Origin of the sequence: Shewanella corallii (assembly GCF_023349125.1) — a bacterium.
GTDB lineage: Bacteria > Pseudomonadota > Gammaproteobacteria > Enterobacterales > Shewanellaceae > Shewanella > Shewanella corallii.
Genome location: NZ_JAKIKT010000002.1, coordinates 485,027 through 499,959, shown reverse-complemented (window position 1 = coordinate 499,959; position 14,933 = coordinate 485,027). Strand labels below are relative to the sequence as shown.

Genomic DNA, 14,933 nt, shown 5'->3' with positions numbered 1-14,933 from the left:
GGATTGGCAGCCGCTATCAGAGGCCGAGGAAAGACTTGGATTTAGTCTTGCGGATCTCTTTTTCGTCAGACCACTCAATCAAACCTGTGTCCAAATCCATCAGGCGCATCGTCATCTTGTAGTACACATCCTTGGTGCTGCCATCCTGCTTCACTATGCTGGACAGGTTGCCGTACAGCATATACTGGGCACCAATCTGACGACCAAACTTGATGGCGTGGGAGGGGTCAACCATGCCGGAGTTGTTCTGGTAATCCAGCTGCTTGCGAACGGCATCCACCTTGGTCATATCGATAAAGCGGAACTTACCTGAGCGCAGCAACTGGTTGCTGATGGAGTCGGTTACGGACTCAGTATCAATATGCTCAGAAGTCTTGTTTTTAATTCTGTCTACAAAAATAACCGGACGCTCATTGGCGGTCAGGGCAACCACAGGTGGGAAGGTCAGCATACTGTCGACCATTTTTGCTGTGATGGCCTGCAGATCGCTGGAGCCAAAATTCTCATTAACGGTTTCAACAGCGGTGGCATCACCATATTCTACCCGGGACTGACAGGCGGAAAGTCCGACCACTGCTGCCAGTACCAATATCAGTTTTGCATGTTTCATTCTTCAGTCCTGTGGTTCGTAAAATCAGATGATTTCAGATGATTATTGAATAAAAGCGGATCACATTGCCAGTGTCGATTGCCCAAACCAGGGTGGTTTTTCCCTTTTGGATATCCACCTGATAGGTGTGACTGGCGTCCAACTTCAGTGGGTACTGCCCCGGAGCCAGCGACTCCCGTGCAATTTGTGCCTGTTGTGGCAGGGTCAGCCAGCTGCGTCTGTCGGCTTGCTCGGAGATTAGATTGAACAGTTGCATAGCGACACCGGCAAAGTCATCCTGGCGCTGGTTGTTACTGCCTCCGGCTTTCTGATTCATCTCGGCCTTTGCAGCCACTCTGGCGGCTTGCCTCAGCACAATACCTGGCATTTGTTCTTTAAGGGCTCTGATAGCCATGGCATCTATATTGGCCAAAGGTGCTGCTTTGATGGGCTTGCCTGTTCCCGAGATGGATGCCGCCCGCACCGGAGCGCCTCGTCCTGCATAGGTGGGCAGGGTGACCCTCTGCCAATAACCATCTATGGTAAATGGCACGGTAAAGCTCTCTTTACCCGGCACCAGACCTCGCTCAATCAGCACGATCAGTTGCCCGTCTGACGCGGGTATCGGCTTTGCTTCCCCCCAACGCTTTTTGAAGTCCTGGTATTGAGGCATCTGCAGCTGTTTTGCCAGCCGAACCAGATCCTGCTGCAGATAGGGATTACCCGGTGCCAGGCGCTCAGCCTTGCGATAGTCGATAAAGGCATCATTGGGTTGACCAAGGAGTTCATATAAAAGTCCGGTCACATAATAGCTGTAGGCATTAAGAAAGGAGTTTTCCACCCCACCTGCCATACCGTCCAGTCTGCGCATTTCCGCGGATACCTGACCGTTATTGATATCCCGGACCACAGATTCAGAGTTATACTTTTTCTGCTCCCTTGCCTGCAGTTCATTGGCCCGCCTGACTTCCACCAGTGCGCCTTCAAAATCACCGGTAAACAGATAGTTCATCGCCTGATATTGATGCAGCATTATGCGTTCGAAAGCCGGGCCTTCATAGGGAATAGCATTGTCATTGAGCAGTATGCTGCTGGCGGTTGCGCCCAGTTCTGACGCACTGATAACAGCTTTGTCATCGAAGTGCTGATAGTCAGCAATGGCGCGTTGGTAGTAGTTTTCACTGGCCTTAAAGTCGCCGCTTATCTGGGCGACCCGGCCTGCCTCCTGGGCATAAAGCAAACCATCCTGGCCATCAATAGCCTGCTGAAGCTCAGGCAGAACAGCTTTTGGGTTTTGGGAGTTGAGTGCCTGGCGCACTGGCGCCATTTGACTGGGATAACTAACAAACAGGCTGCTGCCGGCACAACCAGCCAGCATAGTCATGGTTAACAGCCCCAGGCAAAGGTGCTTGATGGCTGTCCACTTCATGCCTGTAATTCAGGCTCATTGGCCCGCTCCAACAGAGTAATGCCCTTAAGGTGATCAAGCTCATGTTGAAAGATTCTGGCGGCAAATCCCTCAAACTTACTGCGATGCCATTGCCCCTGAAGATCCTGATAACGCGCATCCACCCAGGTGTGCCTGAATAGATTGACTCTCTTGCCGGGCACTGACAAACAACCTTCTTCACTACTTTCAAGCTCGACCGATGCGCCAATAAGCTCTGGGTTAACCAGCACCAGTGGCTCCATTAAAGGTGCCTCCGGATATCTGTCGTTGGGGCGGGAGGCCATAATAAACATGGCCAGAGGGTAGTGAATCTGGGGCGCAGCAATACCCACACCATTGGCAGCCAGCATAGTGTCCATCATGTCATCAGCCAGGTTATGCAATTGCCTGTCAAACACAGTTACCGCGACGGCCTGCTGGCCAAGAATCTCATCTCCGGTTGTTGCAATGGGTTGCAATGCCATGACTCTCCCTGAAATCAGTAGTGAGGTGGTGGTGTCTCTTCCGATTGGCTGGCCATATTGCTGGGCTCAATCGCGCGCAGCTTGTCGACTATCAATTGCATTTGATATTGCTGACGGGCGACCAGATCATTGAGTTTGATCAATTCCATATTCAGCTCTTCAATCGTCCCGTCCTGAAAAGCGATACGGGTTTCCAGCTCATCAAGCTGGGTTTGCAATGCGTCGTTCATCCGTTACCTCGTTGTGGATGTCATGTCCCAGGCTTCCAGCAGCCCATTGCTGCTGACACTGACGACCTGGTTGATACCTTTAATCGCGACAGAGTATACAACGGCACTGTTGATTTGCCCTTTCTTTGTGACAGCCACCTGCCAATTGCCCAGTTTTTTACCGCTGTCAGTTCGCCAAAGTATTACTTCCCGCGCCGGTGTTCCTGTCAGCAAAGCTCTGTTGGCTTTAACAAATCTGGCATCGCTGAAGGTCTTTTGTCTTACTTTGATGTTGAGTTTGCTTTTTAGTTCACCGTCGACGGCATCCCAGATCCTGGCATCATTGGTGCTGTCACTGGCAAATGCCAATAAGCCATCATCACTGAGCGCTACCTTAACGACTCTTGAGTTCAGTTGCCAACTCTGCTCCGGTTGCCCGCTGGAAGGATTCCAGAGGTGCACCATATTATCGTTGCCACCACTCAGTGCCAGACTGCCATTAGCCGAAATAGCCACGCTGTTAACCTTCTCGGTATGGCCCAGGTATTTAATCAGCTTGTCCTGATTGGCGGCCAACGACAGTACACTGCCATCGGTCAGCCCGACCAGCAGGGCACCATTGTCGGCAACCGCCACGCTTTGCCCTGAGGCCGGCAGTGACCACCAACCCCGGGATTGCCCGTCCGCAATACTCCACAGCGCGACTGAATCCCGGCTTAACGACACGGCAAACTGACTGTTTGCAGACACAGCGGTGGCAATAATATTGCTGCTGTCATCACCATGACGCCACTGATACATAGGACTTTGACTGGTGATGTCCCAATAAACCAGGCCTGAACTGGCCATACTCAGGAGCACGCCTTCGGCGTTACGGGTGAGGCTGGCTGCGTACAGAGGCTCCTGGGTCAGCTCCACCACTTCCTCTGGTTTTGGCTGACATGCCTGCAATAAACTGAACGACAGCAGGAGTAAAACTAACTTTTGCATGGACAAACTCCGAACTTTTCCCTGACAGGAGTGTCTGTTAACTCACCCTACCCTTACCAACGAATGAACAGATTGTCATTGGTATCTCTGTGTTAACTGGGGTAAAGTGGCAAATTCTCGCGTTACCTCAAAATGTTGTTGTGGCTCAAATAAGATCATAAATGAGACCATTTTGAAGTAACACGACATCGATATATTGATTAGTTTAACGGCAAATGGATGCTGAGGAAGTATTGATGAAAGCAATATACAAATTTTCACTGGTAGCACTGGCAGTTGCTGGTCTGGCTGGATGTAATCAAGAACAAGCAAAAGACGCTCCTGCACAGACTGCTCAGACTGAGCAAGCCGCTGCAACAACTACGCTGACAACCCCGGAACAGAAAGAGTCATACAGCATTGGTGCTTCTTTCGGTGCTTACATGCAAAGCCAGATCGCTGAGCAGGAAAAACTGGGTATGCCGGTTGACCGCGCGCTGATTATTGAGGGCTTTACCGATGGCCTGGATAACAAGATGCAGCTGTCTGAAGAAGATATGCAAACTGTTCTGCAGGGTCTGGACAAGAAGCTGAATGACAAGCGTGTTGCTCAGGCTCAGGAGTTGGCAACCAAGACATTGGAAGAGGGTAAGAAGTTCCTCGAAGAGAATGCCAAGAAAGAAGGTGTTACTACCACAGACTCAGGTCTGCAGTATGAAGTGATCACTGCAGGTACCGGTGACAAGCCAGCGGCGACCGACACTGTGGAAGTGAACTATCGCGGTACCCTGATCGATGGCACTGAGTTCGACTCTTCTTACAAGCGTGGTGAGTCAATTAAGTTCCCGCTGAACCGTGTTATCCCGGGTTGGACCGAGGGTGTACAGCTGATGCCAGTGGGCTCCAAGTACAAGTTTGTTATCCCATCTGAGCTGGCCTATGGTGAGCGTGATACCGGTACTATTCCGGCCAACTCTACTCTGGTATTTGAAGTAGAGCTGCTGGGTATTGACCAGCCAGCTGAAGCTGCCCAGTAATCCAGATTACTGAATTGTGTAAATAAAGGCGCCGATGGCGCCTTTATTTTTTGAGCCAGTGAAAGCTATAAAGCAGAAATATCTGTATGACTATCAGCACACCCAGGCCAATGGAGAAGTAGGTAAAGGCTTTGGGGTCGTTGGTGCCTGGGATACCGCCTATGTTGACGCCCAACAGGCCGGTGAGGAATCCCAGCGGCAGGAATATGGCTGTGACCAGAGATAGAAAGTACAGCCGCTTATTCAGCTGCTCAGTTAATTGATTGGACAACTCCTCCTGGGTCACTAGTGCACGGTCACGAATTGCATCCAAATCCTCAATGACTCTGAGCAGGGTATTGTAGATCTCCCGCATACGGGACCTCTCCTCTGTGCTCATCAAGCTGGCGGTACTGATCACACTGAAAAAAGCCTCTTTTTGCGGCGCAAGATAGCGGCGGACAGCAATCACCTGGCGTCTGAGCTCTCCAAGATTCAACCTTAGATTATGGTCAGACTGCTGCAGGGCCTGCTCTTCAAGGTCAGCCAGTTTGTCCTCCATATCCATTATCTGATTCACCTTACGCAGGGTCAGTCGGTGACACAGTTCCAATATAAAAGTGCCCGGGCTTGTTGGGCCGTTTCCCTTCAACAGCTGCTCAGCCAGCTCGCCAATGGATTTCACCTTACGGTCGCTGGAGGTGATGATGCGCTGCTTATCGGCGTATAGCCTGACAGCAACCATATCCTCTGGAGCACTTTCAGGGTTAAGGTTTATGCCTCTTAATGTCATAAGGATCCGTGCGGCCGATGCTTCTACTCTGGGGCGGGTGTCATGGTCGAGGAGCGTCTGGGTATCTGTTGCAGGTAATCCAGCCTGCGCCAGCCAATCCCTTGCAGCCGGGTTGCGGTAGTTCATATGCAACCAGAGGATCCCTTGCTCGGGACGCCAGCTTTGTATCTCATCCTGAGACACTTCATTAACGGCCCCGGTTTGGGGATTAATCAGTAGACTGATAACGAAGCTCTTGGACATGGATAACTCACTATTTAGTCGGCAGATTTCGTTAGATTAACTCCTGGCACATGTGGCCGCCAGAAGATTATAGATACTTCATAACGTAGGCAGGACGGGGGCTTTGGGGTAAAATCGGACCAAGGTAAGACTGGAGATAAATGAGTTTCCCAATGGATTACGAATTTCGTCGTAACTCGCTTGATGGTTCGGTTTTGGCACTATTCAGTATGGATCATGAGGCACTGGGTCGATGGTTGTCTGAAGAGTTGGGTAAAGATGAGGCAAAGCTGAGTGCTGTATTGCAGGCTATTGCCCAACTACAGGCCGGTGAGTTGGAACATTATCAGTTGGTCGGGCGCGATCTCACGCTGGAAATGGACAAGGAACAAGCCGTGGTGGCTGCCAATGTGCTGGGAATTGAAGAGGATCATGACCTGCAGGAGTTTATGAATCTTTATGATGCAGAGTCGATAGCCAATTGTGGGCTGGAAGACTTACAGCAGGTATTGGAAAGTTGGCGGGAGTTTCTGGGGAGTTAAAGTACACCCAAAAGAGATATCCTCAATAAGGCAGCTTCAGCTGCCTTTTTTGATCCCAAAAGAAATATAATTCTTAAGTCTTAGCGCTTAATTATTAGAAAGGCGCAGATTATTGATTTAAATAGCGCACTGCCATTTCGGTTCTGGACTTGGCGTTAGCTTTTCTCAGCAGATTTTTAACGTGCACTTTTACCGTGCCTTCGCTGATATGAAGCTCTTCGGATATCGCTCTGTTACTCAGGCCTTCGGCTAGATGCTGCAGAATCTGAAGTTCTCTGGGAGTGAGGGCATCTATCCAGCTGCTTTCTTCCTGGCTGGCCTTAAGGTCATAAAGAAACTCAGCCACTTCATCACTGATAACTCTGTGTCCCTGCATGGCCTGCTTAAGTTGCTCAAGCAGTAAATCCGGCTCAGTATCTTTGAGCAGGTAACCATCGGCTCCAGCTTTCATTAGTCTGATAACGTCTTGTTTTGCATCTGAAACTGTCAGGATTACCACCCTTGCCGTGACGCTCTCCTGACGCAGTGCCGTCAGAGTATCCAGACCCGACATACCTTTCATATTCAAGTCGAGGAGTACGATATCCGGCTCTTCATTTGCCACCGCAGCCAAGGCATCCAAACCGGTTCCGGCTTCACCGAAAAGGGTAAAATCCTCATCAGAGGCTATCAATTGACAAATGCCGCGTCTCAGCAGCGGGTGGTCGTCAACGACCAATACGGAATATGGTTTACTCATATTGCGAGGTCTCCTGGGGTGGAAAACTGAGGCTGACGGTGGTTCCGCCTTCAGCATTGCCGGTGAATTCTACCACACCGCTTAGCTTGCTCGCACGCTCATGCATGATGCCTATACCAAAGTGTTGATCCCTCTCCCTAATATGGGCTAGTCCTATGCCATTATCGCTAATATGGATATATAACAGCCCATCATCACCTGGTTCACACACTATCGCTATCTGAGTGGCATTGGCATGCTTAATGGCGTTAAGAGTGGCCTCTCTGGTCAGTTGCAGGATGTGAATATGTTGGTTGGCGCCCAATTGGGTGCCCGGCAACTTGTAGTCCAGAGTGATGCCAATCTCAGTCTGGCCACGCAGCTGCTCCAGCATCGCCTCCATGGCTCTTTTCAGGTTTGGCTCCTTGGTAGTCAGTCGAAAGGTAGCCAACAGCTCTCTAAGCTGCGCGTAAGCCGTATTAATACCCTCATTAATTTCACTCATCTGGGCATCAACGATTTCACTGCGGCACTCTTTGTTGAGTGACTTTTTCAACAGACTTATCTGGATTTTGAGAAAGGAGAGCAGCTGACCCAGAGAGTCATGAAGCTCCCGGGCTATGATGCCTCGCTCCTCCATCAGGGCCAGTTGCTGTCTTTGCTCGCCACTGTTATGGATAACAATGGAGCGTGCCAGCATCATGGCGTAGTTGATAAGCAATGGCTGGTTGGGCGTATGTGTCGTGTTAATATCCAGAAAGCCCAGCTCAGTATTGTCATATCTGACAGCAAAGCGGGCGCTTGGTGCCGATATCCTTGGCCAGCCGTTGTCATCGCTGATCTCCTCTGAATCATCTTCATCGATAAGCACCAGACGAACAGCATCAAATTGCTGAGTTTCTCTCAGTTTTTGCATCAGCTTTGACAGTAATTGCCTGTCCAGTGGACGGGTATGCAGCATCAACAGGCTGTCGTACATCAGGGTAAGTTCAAGGTGAGCCTGACTCAATTCCCGGGTTTTATCTTCAACCTGAGACTCCAGATTGCGATACAGCGCTGACAGTTCTCTGGCCGTACTTTGCAAGGCATCGCTCAGGGCGGTGAGCTCTATGTAATTTGTCTTCGGCATTTCCAGCTCGAACTGGCCCTTTGAGATGGTTTCAGCTGATATCATCATCTGCTGCAGTGGTTGTACGACACGCTTACGGGTATAGCGTACCGCGATGAAAGCGATAAGCAGCATGACGCCGAGTCCGATAAGTTGGCTGATGGCCAGCACTTTAAGTTTGAATTCGGCATGGTGCTCCATCTCCAGTACCAGCAGATCTATGGTGTCGACAAAGTCTTTCAGGGAGGCGGCATAGCTGCGGGAGTTTTCCTGCTGGATAAACTGTTTCATGGTTTGCCACTTGTCCACCGCCAGGCTGTACTGGGCGCCCAGTGCTGCCGGGGCGGCCCAGGAGATTGCGTGCTTAAGATCGTCAGAGTAGAGCGTGTCCTCAAATTGTTGAATCTTCTTATCTGCCTCTTTGCTGCCTGAATTGGCGTAGAACATCAGACGGTAGCTTTGCATCCGTAAAGAGCCTGAGGCATTAATCGCGCGACTATCTCCAAGGCTGTAGACCAGATTGCCCAGCGCGAAACTGGCAAGGCCGCTGGACAGTAGAATCAGCACTAACATCACGCCCAAAATGGTCGAGGTCAAACTGGTTTGTTTCATGGTTTCTCTCTGTGATTTTGCGCGTTCATCACCACGCAATTTAACATCTACTGGATTAGTAAGTGCTTACGGCTTAACGTGAAAAAGCAGAAAATGTGATCTAAATCTTGCGTAGATGTTGATCTGACGCAAACTTTACCCCGGATACCTATAAGGGGGTATATTTTTGCCCCTGTACCAGCTCTAACTTTAACTCCAGAGAAAGCGGGTTGCACCGAATAACCTGCACTGAGATGGAGAAGAGAGTGATGAGAACAGCGACAGGAAAAACCTTTGCATTAAGTGCCCTGATTGCTGCCAGCTTTATGGCGGCAGGCGCCATGGCCAGTGACAAAACTGAGCCGCGCAACGAAGTCTACAAAGACAGATTTAAAGATCAATATGCCACTTGGCATGACACCAGTGAAAGCAAAGAAGTTGTTGATGCGCTGGCTGAGGATCCAAACCTGGTGATCCTGTGGGCCGGTTACGGCTTTGCCAAAGACTACAACAAAGCCCGTGGTCACATCTATGCAGTTACAGACGTGCGTAATACTCTGCGTACCGGCGCGCCAATGACTGATACCGATGGCCCTATGCCTATGGCCTGCTGGAGCTGTAAGAGCCCTGACGTACCTCGTCTGATGGAAGACCAGGGCGAAGCTGGTTACTTTGCTGGTAAGTTGGGTAGCGGTGGTGCAGAAATCGTTAACTCCATCGGTTGTAGTGACTGTCATGTTAAAGGTTCGCCAAAGCTGCGTATCTCCCGTCCATTTGCTGAGCGCGCACTCGAAGCCATTGATATGCCATTCGACAAGGCGTCCCGTAAGGACAAGCAGTCCATGGTATGTGCCCAGTGTCACGTAGAGTACTACTTCGAGAAAGGCGAAGGCCGTAAAGGTTGGGTGAAGTTCCCGTGGGATAAAGGCGTTACCGTTGAAGATATGGAAGCCTACTATGATGCACTGGACTTTGCTGACTGGACTCATGCTCTGTCCAAGGCGCCTATGCTGAAAGCTCAGCACCCTGGTTATGAAACCTGGATGCAGGGTGTACACGGTAAGAACAATGTCAGCTGTACTGATTGCCACATGCCACGTGTGACCAATGAGAAGGGCCGTAAGTTTACCGACCACAAAGTGGGTAACCCATTTGATCGCTTTGATGAAACCTGTGGCAGCTGTCATACCCAGGATAAAGAGTTCATCATGGACATCACCAAAGAGCGTCAGAAGAAGGTTAAGTCTCTGCAGCTGACTGCTGAACAACAGCTGGTTAAAGCGCACTTTGAAGCCGCCAAGGCGTGGGAAGTGGGTGCAACTGAAGCTGAAATGGCGCCAATCCTGAAGGATATCCGTCACGCTCAATGGCGCTGGGACTATGCAATTGCCTCCCATGGTGTTGCTGCTCACGCTCCTGAAGAAGCTCTGCGTATTCTGGGCACTTCAGTAGACAAGTCTGCCGATGCCCGTGTGAAACTGGCTCATGTACTGGCCAAGCATGGTGTGAATGGTCCGGTAGCTGTACCTGACATCTCTACCAAGGCCAAGGCTCAGGAAGTTCTGGGTATGGATATGGACAAGATGAACGCAGACAAGCAGAAGTTCCTGAAGGAAATTACACCTAAGTGGGATGAAGAAGCCAGGAAGCGTGAAGCAACTTACTGATTAAGTTTGTGAGTTAAGCAACTGATACAAGCCCCCCAAATAAGCTGATTGTCAGCAGTATCAGTTCCAGACCCCGCCAGGTGCGGGGTCTTTTTTTGGGGAAGATTAACTGCCTGTGTGGGCATTAATAGCGCGATTGCTGGCCCATTGCCGCAAGGCAGTAATTTTCTCGGCCATCACCACAGCAATAGGACGGGTGGCCGCCAGCTCTTCCAATAAGCTGTTTTGACTCAAGCCCTGCTCCTGACTGGCGCTGGCATAGAGTGCAGAGATCACCACCTGTTCCAGTTCGGCGCCACTGAATCCCTCACTGACCATCGCCAACTGCTGCAGATCAAATGGCTCCAGTGAAATCCGGCGGCGACTGAGGTGAATCGACAGAATCTTTTCTCTGCTGGTTTTGTCCGGCAAGTCCACGAAGAAGATCTCATCCAGTCTGCCCTTACGGATAAGCTCGGGTGGCAACGCCTGAATGTCGTTGGCGGTAGTGACCAGAAATACATCGGACTTACGTTCTGCCATCCAGGTCAGCAGGGTACCCAGAATACGCTTGGAGGTGCCTTCGTCACCGCTGCCACCGCTAATCCCTTTCTCTATCTCATCCACCCAGAGTACGCAGGGAGACATAAGGTCTGCCAGCTCCAATGCCTGTTTCAGGTTTTTTTCTGTTTCGCCTATGTATTTGTTATATAGAGCCGCCATATCCAGTCTGAGTAACGGACGGTGCCAAATCCCGGCGACCGCTTTGGCTGCCAGACTCTTGCCACACCCCTGTACTCCCAGCAGCATTATGCCCTTTGGGGGCGTGAGCGCATTTTGGGTTGTTCTTTGCGCGCGGCTGTCGTCGGGAGTTCGCAGTTTGAGCCAGTGCTTCAGTGCATCCATGCCTGCAATGTCCGCGAAGCTGCGGGTGTCATACTCATACCTGAGCACGCCATCCATATTCATCAGCTGAAACTTGGCACGGTTGACCTTGTCCAGATCCGCTTTGGTCAGGGCCTCATCATCAACAATGGCGTTATGGATAAGACGCCTGGCATCATCCAGAGTAACCCCTCGCAGGTTATCGGCCAGCTGCTCTGCCGCGCCTGGCTCAACCGTCAATTGCATCCCCTGATTCTGTACTTCGGCAATCTCCTGAGCAATCAGGTTGGCCAGCTGGTTTCTGCCCGGCAGGCGCAGGCTAAAGCTGGCACAGTAACGCTGAAACTCTGGCGGGATCTCAACTCCATGACTGACCAGTACCAGAGTTTGTCGGCTGGATTCGAACTCCATGGCGATCTCTTTAATCAACCGCACATTGATGGGAGCGTCTTTGAGGAAGGGGTGAAAGTCACACAGCACATAAATACCTTCTTGATCAGTGGTTTTGATATGCCTGAGCAGATCGCCTGGGTCTGCGTTGAATTTCTGGGTACCCATATCCCTGTCTATCCGGCTCAGTCCTGTGGTGATGGACCAGCAGAACAATGGCTTGTACAGGCAACTGGCAACCCGTTTAAGCAACTCCAGCAATCGCTGCTCTTCATGGGTTTCCACTACAATAATCGGGGTCTTCCCCCGGAGCAGGCTGGTGAGATCCTGTATCTCTTTCATTGTGATTCCTTATCCCTTCGCTTCCTTCACCGAGTGTAAACCTGTTGTTAAAATGAGTTAACCCTTGTGTCTAGTTAATCTATCAGTCTAGTTGTTTATAACGCACAACTAGGCATGATATGCATATTGCTTTAGTTAGATGATCTGTATTGGATAGCAGGACGATGAACTGACACAGGAACTTATAAGAAATAAGGTGGCTATGTAGAGCATAAGGGTGTAAATAAAATGACATTCTGGATTGGAACATACTAATGTTGATTTGATTTCTATATTGTTGCGATCAAAGCTCTATCGATTTGTGTGAAAACCGTGGTTGATAGATTTCCACACAGGTTGATATTCGTAAACAGCTTATAAAGTTATATTTAACAACGCTTGTAGCTGTATAAAATGCTTTGGTAATTTTCTATGCTTTTGAAATTGTCACTTGAAAACTTACCTATCCTTACAAATCCCAACTTTTCATGGAGGTTAATAGATGGCGAATTTTTATGAGGGGCGATTGCTACAAACGATACTAAGTTTATACTACTACAGTGATGTATCGCGTGATTTATAAGATGTTTAGCAATTCCTTGCCCACGATGGCTTTTCTTTACGGCTATTTGTTCTATTATCATCGTTGACTGGCTTTTGATGCTGGCCATTTCATCTTCTATTAAATAATTTAGGTCTTCTCCATATTCCATGTCTTTAAAGTCGTCCATAATTAAATATCCGCAGATCTTTCTGTCTTTTACGGCAACAATGATTCTGCTTTGGTTGTCGTTTAGAATGCTGAAGTCTGGATTGTTAATAATGAATGAATCTGAGTTGTTATTGGATAGCTTTGATTCGGCAGCTATAAACTGAAGTTCTCTCGTGTCAGACTTTCTCGCTTTTCTGAAGGTTATAGTGTCAATATTGGTAGCAATATCTTTGAAAAAAGTTTTCTTAACGATAATGGAAACACCCATTACAATAAATGAGAGTAACTTCTCATCAAATTGATTCTGTGAATAAAAAATCGTAGTCACTAATAAAGAAAATATGCTGGTAACAATTATTTTTCTAGAGATCCATTTTAAGTCTAGTTTCTTTTTATGGATTTGGAAATGAAAAACCCATAATAGATCCAAGAGTGAAATTAACAGCAAGTTAGTTGCTAGTAGTATTGGAGAGTTATAGTTTATGAATAGAAAAAATAGTGAGATAAGGATTAGGAAATCTATAATGAACTCTGACATGGTTTCAATGAAATTACTTTCAATATGATTTACCCAATCCCACCAATAAAAAGAGATATATAAAGTGACAAGACATGCTGTAAGTAATGGAATTATATTAGTATATGAGAATTCGATATTGAACAACACATTGGCTAGCCCTATTCCGATTAGGACTACATATAGCTCACTTACATATGATGTAATAAATTTATTCATGTCCGCTCCTTGGAAATTTTATTTTGCATTTTATAACATGCTTGTGTTTGGTTATCAATTTGGGAAAGGGTGTTGAAGCTAAAATTCAATTGGTCTAAGTGGTATGTTTAGTAGAGTCTCTTTGTGAATATTGGTAAAATATAGCTAGTATGTGTAGAGAGGAAAGGGTGTTCTTTGAATAATCGTCAATGTGACCAGCTTGGAGACTTAAGTGGGGCCAAGATACATTATGGCCCTAACAGTGACAGAGTCTATCTCATGTCTATGGGCAAGGCTTCCCCCAGCGCCATGCCAAACTTAATGCAGGAGTTGGCTGACGAGCATCACCTGGGCAAGGTGATTGCCAGGGTCAGGCAGAGTGATGCTGAACCCTTTTTTGAGCATGGTTTTGTGGAAGAAGCCAGCTTGCCCGGATACTTTGGTTCCCATGGCCTGGGGGTTGACGAAGATGCGCTGTTTCTCGCGGCTTATCCGGATACTGACCGTCGATTCGACCCCAAAGAAGCCAACAATGATAAGGCTCTAAAGCAAGCTATTGCCAAATTAAAGCCCTTCAGAGCTGCCAATGACTGGCAGGTGGTACCCATGACTCCGGCCTTTGCCAATGAAATGGCGCACTTATATCGGGGAATTTTCCCTGACTATCCCTATCCTATTTCTGATGCCGGGTTTTTACGGAACAGTATGAAAGAAGGGGTACTCTATTTTGGTGTGAGGCACCAAAGTCGGATTATTGCGCTGGCATCAGCCGAGCTTGACCCAAAAAATCTGGCGGTGGAGATGGCTGATTTTGCGACTTTGCCTGAGTATCGAGGTAACCACCTGGCGGGGTTGTTGCTGGACTATATGGAAAAGCGGCTGGTTGATGAAGGTTTCAGGTTGGCCTTCACCACAGCCCGCGCCGCCTCTATTGGCATAAACCGGACTTTTGCCTGCCAGGGGTATCAGTATCAGGGGCGCTTGATAAACAACGCCCTGATAAACGGGAATATCGAAAGTATGAATGTGTGGAGTAAGGCACTCAGCACCCGCTATTGAGCTTGGTGTGAGCGCCAGCTGGGTCAGGATGATGAGTTTTTGTCGTTGTCCTGATTTTCCACAGAATGAATATTTCCTACTACCAGCACTGGCGCTGCGTCCAGGTCTTCTGCGTCCATCATATAAGCGATACGCTCCACGGCCGACAGCAGTTGGCTTTGCTCCCACTCCTCCAGCGCCTGATAGCGTTTGATAAAGTGCTCCTGCAAGGCTTTGGGAGCAGCTTTATGCAACTCTTTTCCCTGCTCACTCAAATACAGATGAACTTTACGCTTATCTGTTTGACTGCGAACACGAATCACCAGTTCCCGGGATTCCAGCCTGTCGATAATATTGGTTACAGTAGCAGGACTCAGATTGATCTCTTCAGCAACCTGTTTTGCCATAGGGCCATCCAATTGAGAGATTTTGTTTATCACCATCAATTGTGGTCCGGTCAGGCCGGCAAATTTGCTCAGCTGTTTTGAGTGGATGTCGATTGCGCGGATCACCCGTCGCAATGAAACCAATAGTTGTTCGTACTTTTCCATAACA

Annotated in this window: 15 protein-coding genes; 4 read left to right on the top strand and 11 right to left on the bottom strand. The window is 48.8% G+C overall.

The window, feature by feature from the left end; genetic code table 11:
- Window positions 1–16 precede the first annotated feature (16 nt).
- Genes lpoB through L2725_RS07500 form a run of 5 tightly spaced genes read right to left on the bottom strand, consistent with a single transcriptional unit; the run spans window position 17 to window position 3,702 of the window.
- Window positions 17–610 carry a penicillin-binding protein activator LpoB gene (gene lpoB / locus L2725_RS07520; protein WP_248935260.1) on the bottom strand — a complete coding sequence of 198 codons (594 nt, stop codon included), beginning with the start codon at window positions 608–610 and terminating at the stop codon, window positions 17–19.
- A gap of 34 nt (window positions 611–644) precedes the next feature.
- The gene (locus tag L2725_RS07515) at window positions 645–2,018 is read right to left on the bottom strand and encodes a COG3014 family protein (protein ID WP_249248366.1); all 1,374 of its coding nucleotides are present in this window, start codon (window positions 2,016–2,018) and stop codon (window positions 645–647) included.
- Entirely contained in the window at window positions 2,015–2,503 is a 489-nt protein-coding gene (def, locus tag L2725_RS07510) for a peptide deformylase (RefSeq protein ID WP_249248365.1), read from the bottom strand. The genes L2725_RS07515 and def overlap by 4 nt, the downstream gene beginning before the upstream one ends.
- Window positions 2,504–2,517: 14 nt before the next feature.
- Window positions 2,518–2,733 carry a SlyX family protein gene (locus L2725_RS07505; protein WP_115136024.1) on the bottom strand — a complete coding sequence of 72 codons (216 nt, stop codon included), beginning with the start codon at window positions 2,731–2,733 and terminating at the stop codon, window positions 2,518–2,520.
- Between the two features lie 3 nt (window positions 2,734–2,736).
- Window positions 2,737–3,702, bottom strand: a complete 966-nt coding sequence (locus tag L2725_RS07500; protein ID WP_249248364.1) for a WD40 repeat domain-containing protein — start codon at window positions 3,700–3,702, stop codon at window positions 2,737–2,739.
- Window positions 3,703–3,938: 236 nt separating this feature from the next.
- Here L2725_RS07500 and fkpA point away from each other — a divergent pair, with 236 nt between their 5' ends.
- Window positions 3,939–4,718 (top strand): FKBP-type peptidyl-prolyl cis-trans isomerase, encoded by a 780-nt coding sequence (gene fkpA, locus L2725_RS07495; protein ID WP_248935256.1) that lies wholly within the window; start codon window positions 3,939–3,941, stop codon window positions 4,716–4,718.
- Between the two features lie 43 nt (window positions 4,719–4,761).
- On the opposite strand, the gene L2725_RS07490 is transcribed toward fkpA, so the two are convergent.
- A complete protein-coding gene (locus L2725_RS07490; RefSeq protein ID WP_249248362.1) occupies window positions 4,762–5,733 on the bottom strand; it encodes a zinc transporter ZntB in 972 nt (323 codons plus the stop codon).
- Window positions 5,734–5,885: 152 nt separating this feature from the next.
- On the opposite strand from L2725_RS07490, the gene L2725_RS07485 reads away from it, so the two are divergent.
- Window positions 5,886–6,254 (top strand): YacL family protein, encoded by a 369-nt coding sequence (locus tag L2725_RS07485; RefSeq protein ID WP_249248360.1) that lies wholly within the window; start codon window positions 5,886–5,888, stop codon window positions 6,252–6,254.
- Between the two features lie 109 nt (window positions 6,255–6,363).
- On the opposite strand, the gene L2725_RS07480 is transcribed toward L2725_RS07485, so the two are convergent.
- A complete protein-coding gene (locus L2725_RS07480) occupies window positions 6,364–6,993 on the bottom strand; it encodes a response regulator (RefSeq protein ID WP_115136020.1) in 630 nt (209 codons plus the stop codon).
- Complete coding sequence (gene narQ, locus L2725_RS07475) at window positions 6,986–8,692, bottom strand: nitrate/nitrite two-component system sensor histidine kinase NarQ (RefSeq protein WP_249248358.1); 1,707 nt, start codon at window positions 8,690–8,692, stop codon at window positions 6,986–6,988. Before narQ ends, L2725_RS07480 begins: the two co-directional genes overlap by 8 nt.
- A 245-nt stretch (window positions 8,693–8,937) precedes the next feature.
- Here narQ and nrfA point away from each other — a divergent pair, with 245 nt between their 5' ends.
- Window positions 8,938–10,338, top strand: a complete 1,401-nt coding sequence (nrfA, locus tag L2725_RS07470; protein WP_249248357.1) for an ammonia-forming nitrite reductase cytochrome c552 subunit — start codon at window positions 8,938–8,940, stop codon at window positions 10,336–10,338.
- Between the two features lie 105 nt (window positions 10,339–10,443).
- Here nrfA and L2725_RS07465 read toward each other — a convergent pair whose 3' ends face one another.
- Both L2725_RS07465 and L2725_RS07460 read right to left on the bottom strand, forming a co-directional pair.
- On the bottom strand, window positions 10,444–11,934 hold the full coding sequence (locus tag L2725_RS07465) for an AAA family ATPase (RefSeq protein WP_249248356.1): 1,491 nt from the start codon (window positions 11,932–11,934) through the stop codon (window positions 10,444–10,446).
- Between the two features lie 368 nt (window positions 11,935–12,302).
- Window positions 12,303–13,361 (bottom strand): GNAT family N-acetyltransferase, encoded by a 1,059-nt coding sequence (locus L2725_RS07460; RefSeq protein ID WP_249248355.1) that lies wholly within the window; start codon window positions 13,359–13,361, stop codon window positions 12,303–12,305.
- Window positions 13,362–13,535: 174 nt separating this feature from the next.
- Between L2725_RS07460 and ablB the strand changes: the two genes are divergently transcribed.
- Window positions 13,536–14,399, top strand: coding sequence for a putative beta-lysine N-acetyltransferase (ablB, locus tag L2725_RS07455; RefSeq protein ID WP_249248353.1), 864 nt, complete (start codon window positions 13,536–13,538; stop codon window positions 14,397–14,399).
- Window positions 14,400–14,422: 23 nt separating this feature from the next.
- Here ablB and L2725_RS07450 read toward each other — a convergent pair whose 3' ends face one another.
- Window positions 14,423–14,929 carry a MarR family winged helix-turn-helix transcriptional regulator gene (locus tag L2725_RS07450; RefSeq protein WP_115136015.1) on the bottom strand — a complete coding sequence of 169 codons (507 nt, stop codon included), beginning with the start codon at window positions 14,927–14,929 and terminating at the stop codon, window positions 14,423–14,425.
- Window positions 14,930–14,933 lie beyond the last annotated feature (4 nt).

Coding starts and splice junctions, on each gene's coding strand:
- lpoB (WP_248935260.1), bottom strand. CDS start 610: ATGAAACATGCAAAACTGATATTGGTACTGGCAGCAGTGGTCGGACTT.
- L2725_RS07515 (WP_249248366.1), bottom strand. CDS start 2,018: ATGAAGTGGACAGCCATCAAGCACCTTTGCCTGGGGCTGTTAACCATG.
- def (WP_249248365.1), bottom strand. CDS start 2,503: ATGGCATTGCAACCCATTGCAACAACCGGAGATGAGATTCTTGGCCAG.
- L2725_RS07505 (WP_115136024.1), bottom strand. CDS start 2,733: ATGAACGACGCATTGCAAACCCAGCTTGATGAGCTGGAAACCCGTATC.
- L2725_RS07500 (WP_249248364.1), bottom strand. CDS start 3,702: ATGCAAAAGTTAGTTTTACTCCTGCTGTCGTTCAGTTTATTGCAGGCA.
- fkpA (WP_248935256.1), top strand. CDS start 3,939: ATGAAAGCAATATACAAATTTTCACTGGTAGCACTGGCAGTTGCTGGT.
- L2725_RS07490 (WP_249248362.1), bottom strand. CDS start 5,733: ATGTCCAAGAGCTTCGTTATCAGTCTACTGATTAATCCCCAAACCGGG.
- L2725_RS07485 (WP_249248360.1), top strand. CDS start 5,886: ATGGATTACGAATTTCGTCGTAACTCGCTTGATGGTTCGGTTTTGGCA.
- L2725_RS07480 (WP_115136020.1), bottom strand. CDS start 6,993: ATGAGTAAACCATATTCCGTATTGGTCGTTGACGACCACCCGCTGCTG.
- narQ (WP_249248358.1), bottom strand. CDS start 8,692: ATGAAACAAACCAGTTTGACCTCGACCATTTTGGGCGTGATGTTAGTG.
- L2725_RS07465 (WP_249248356.1), bottom strand. CDS start 11,934: ATGAAAGAGATACAGGATCTCACCAGCCTGCTCCGGGGGAAGACCCCG.
- L2725_RS07460 (WP_249248355.1), bottom strand. CDS start 13,361: ATGAATAAATTTATTACATCATATGTAAGTGAGCTATATGTAGTCCTA.
- L2725_RS07450 (WP_115136015.1), bottom strand. CDS start 14,929: ATGGAAAAGTACGAACAACTATTGGTTTCATTGCGACGGGTGATCCGC.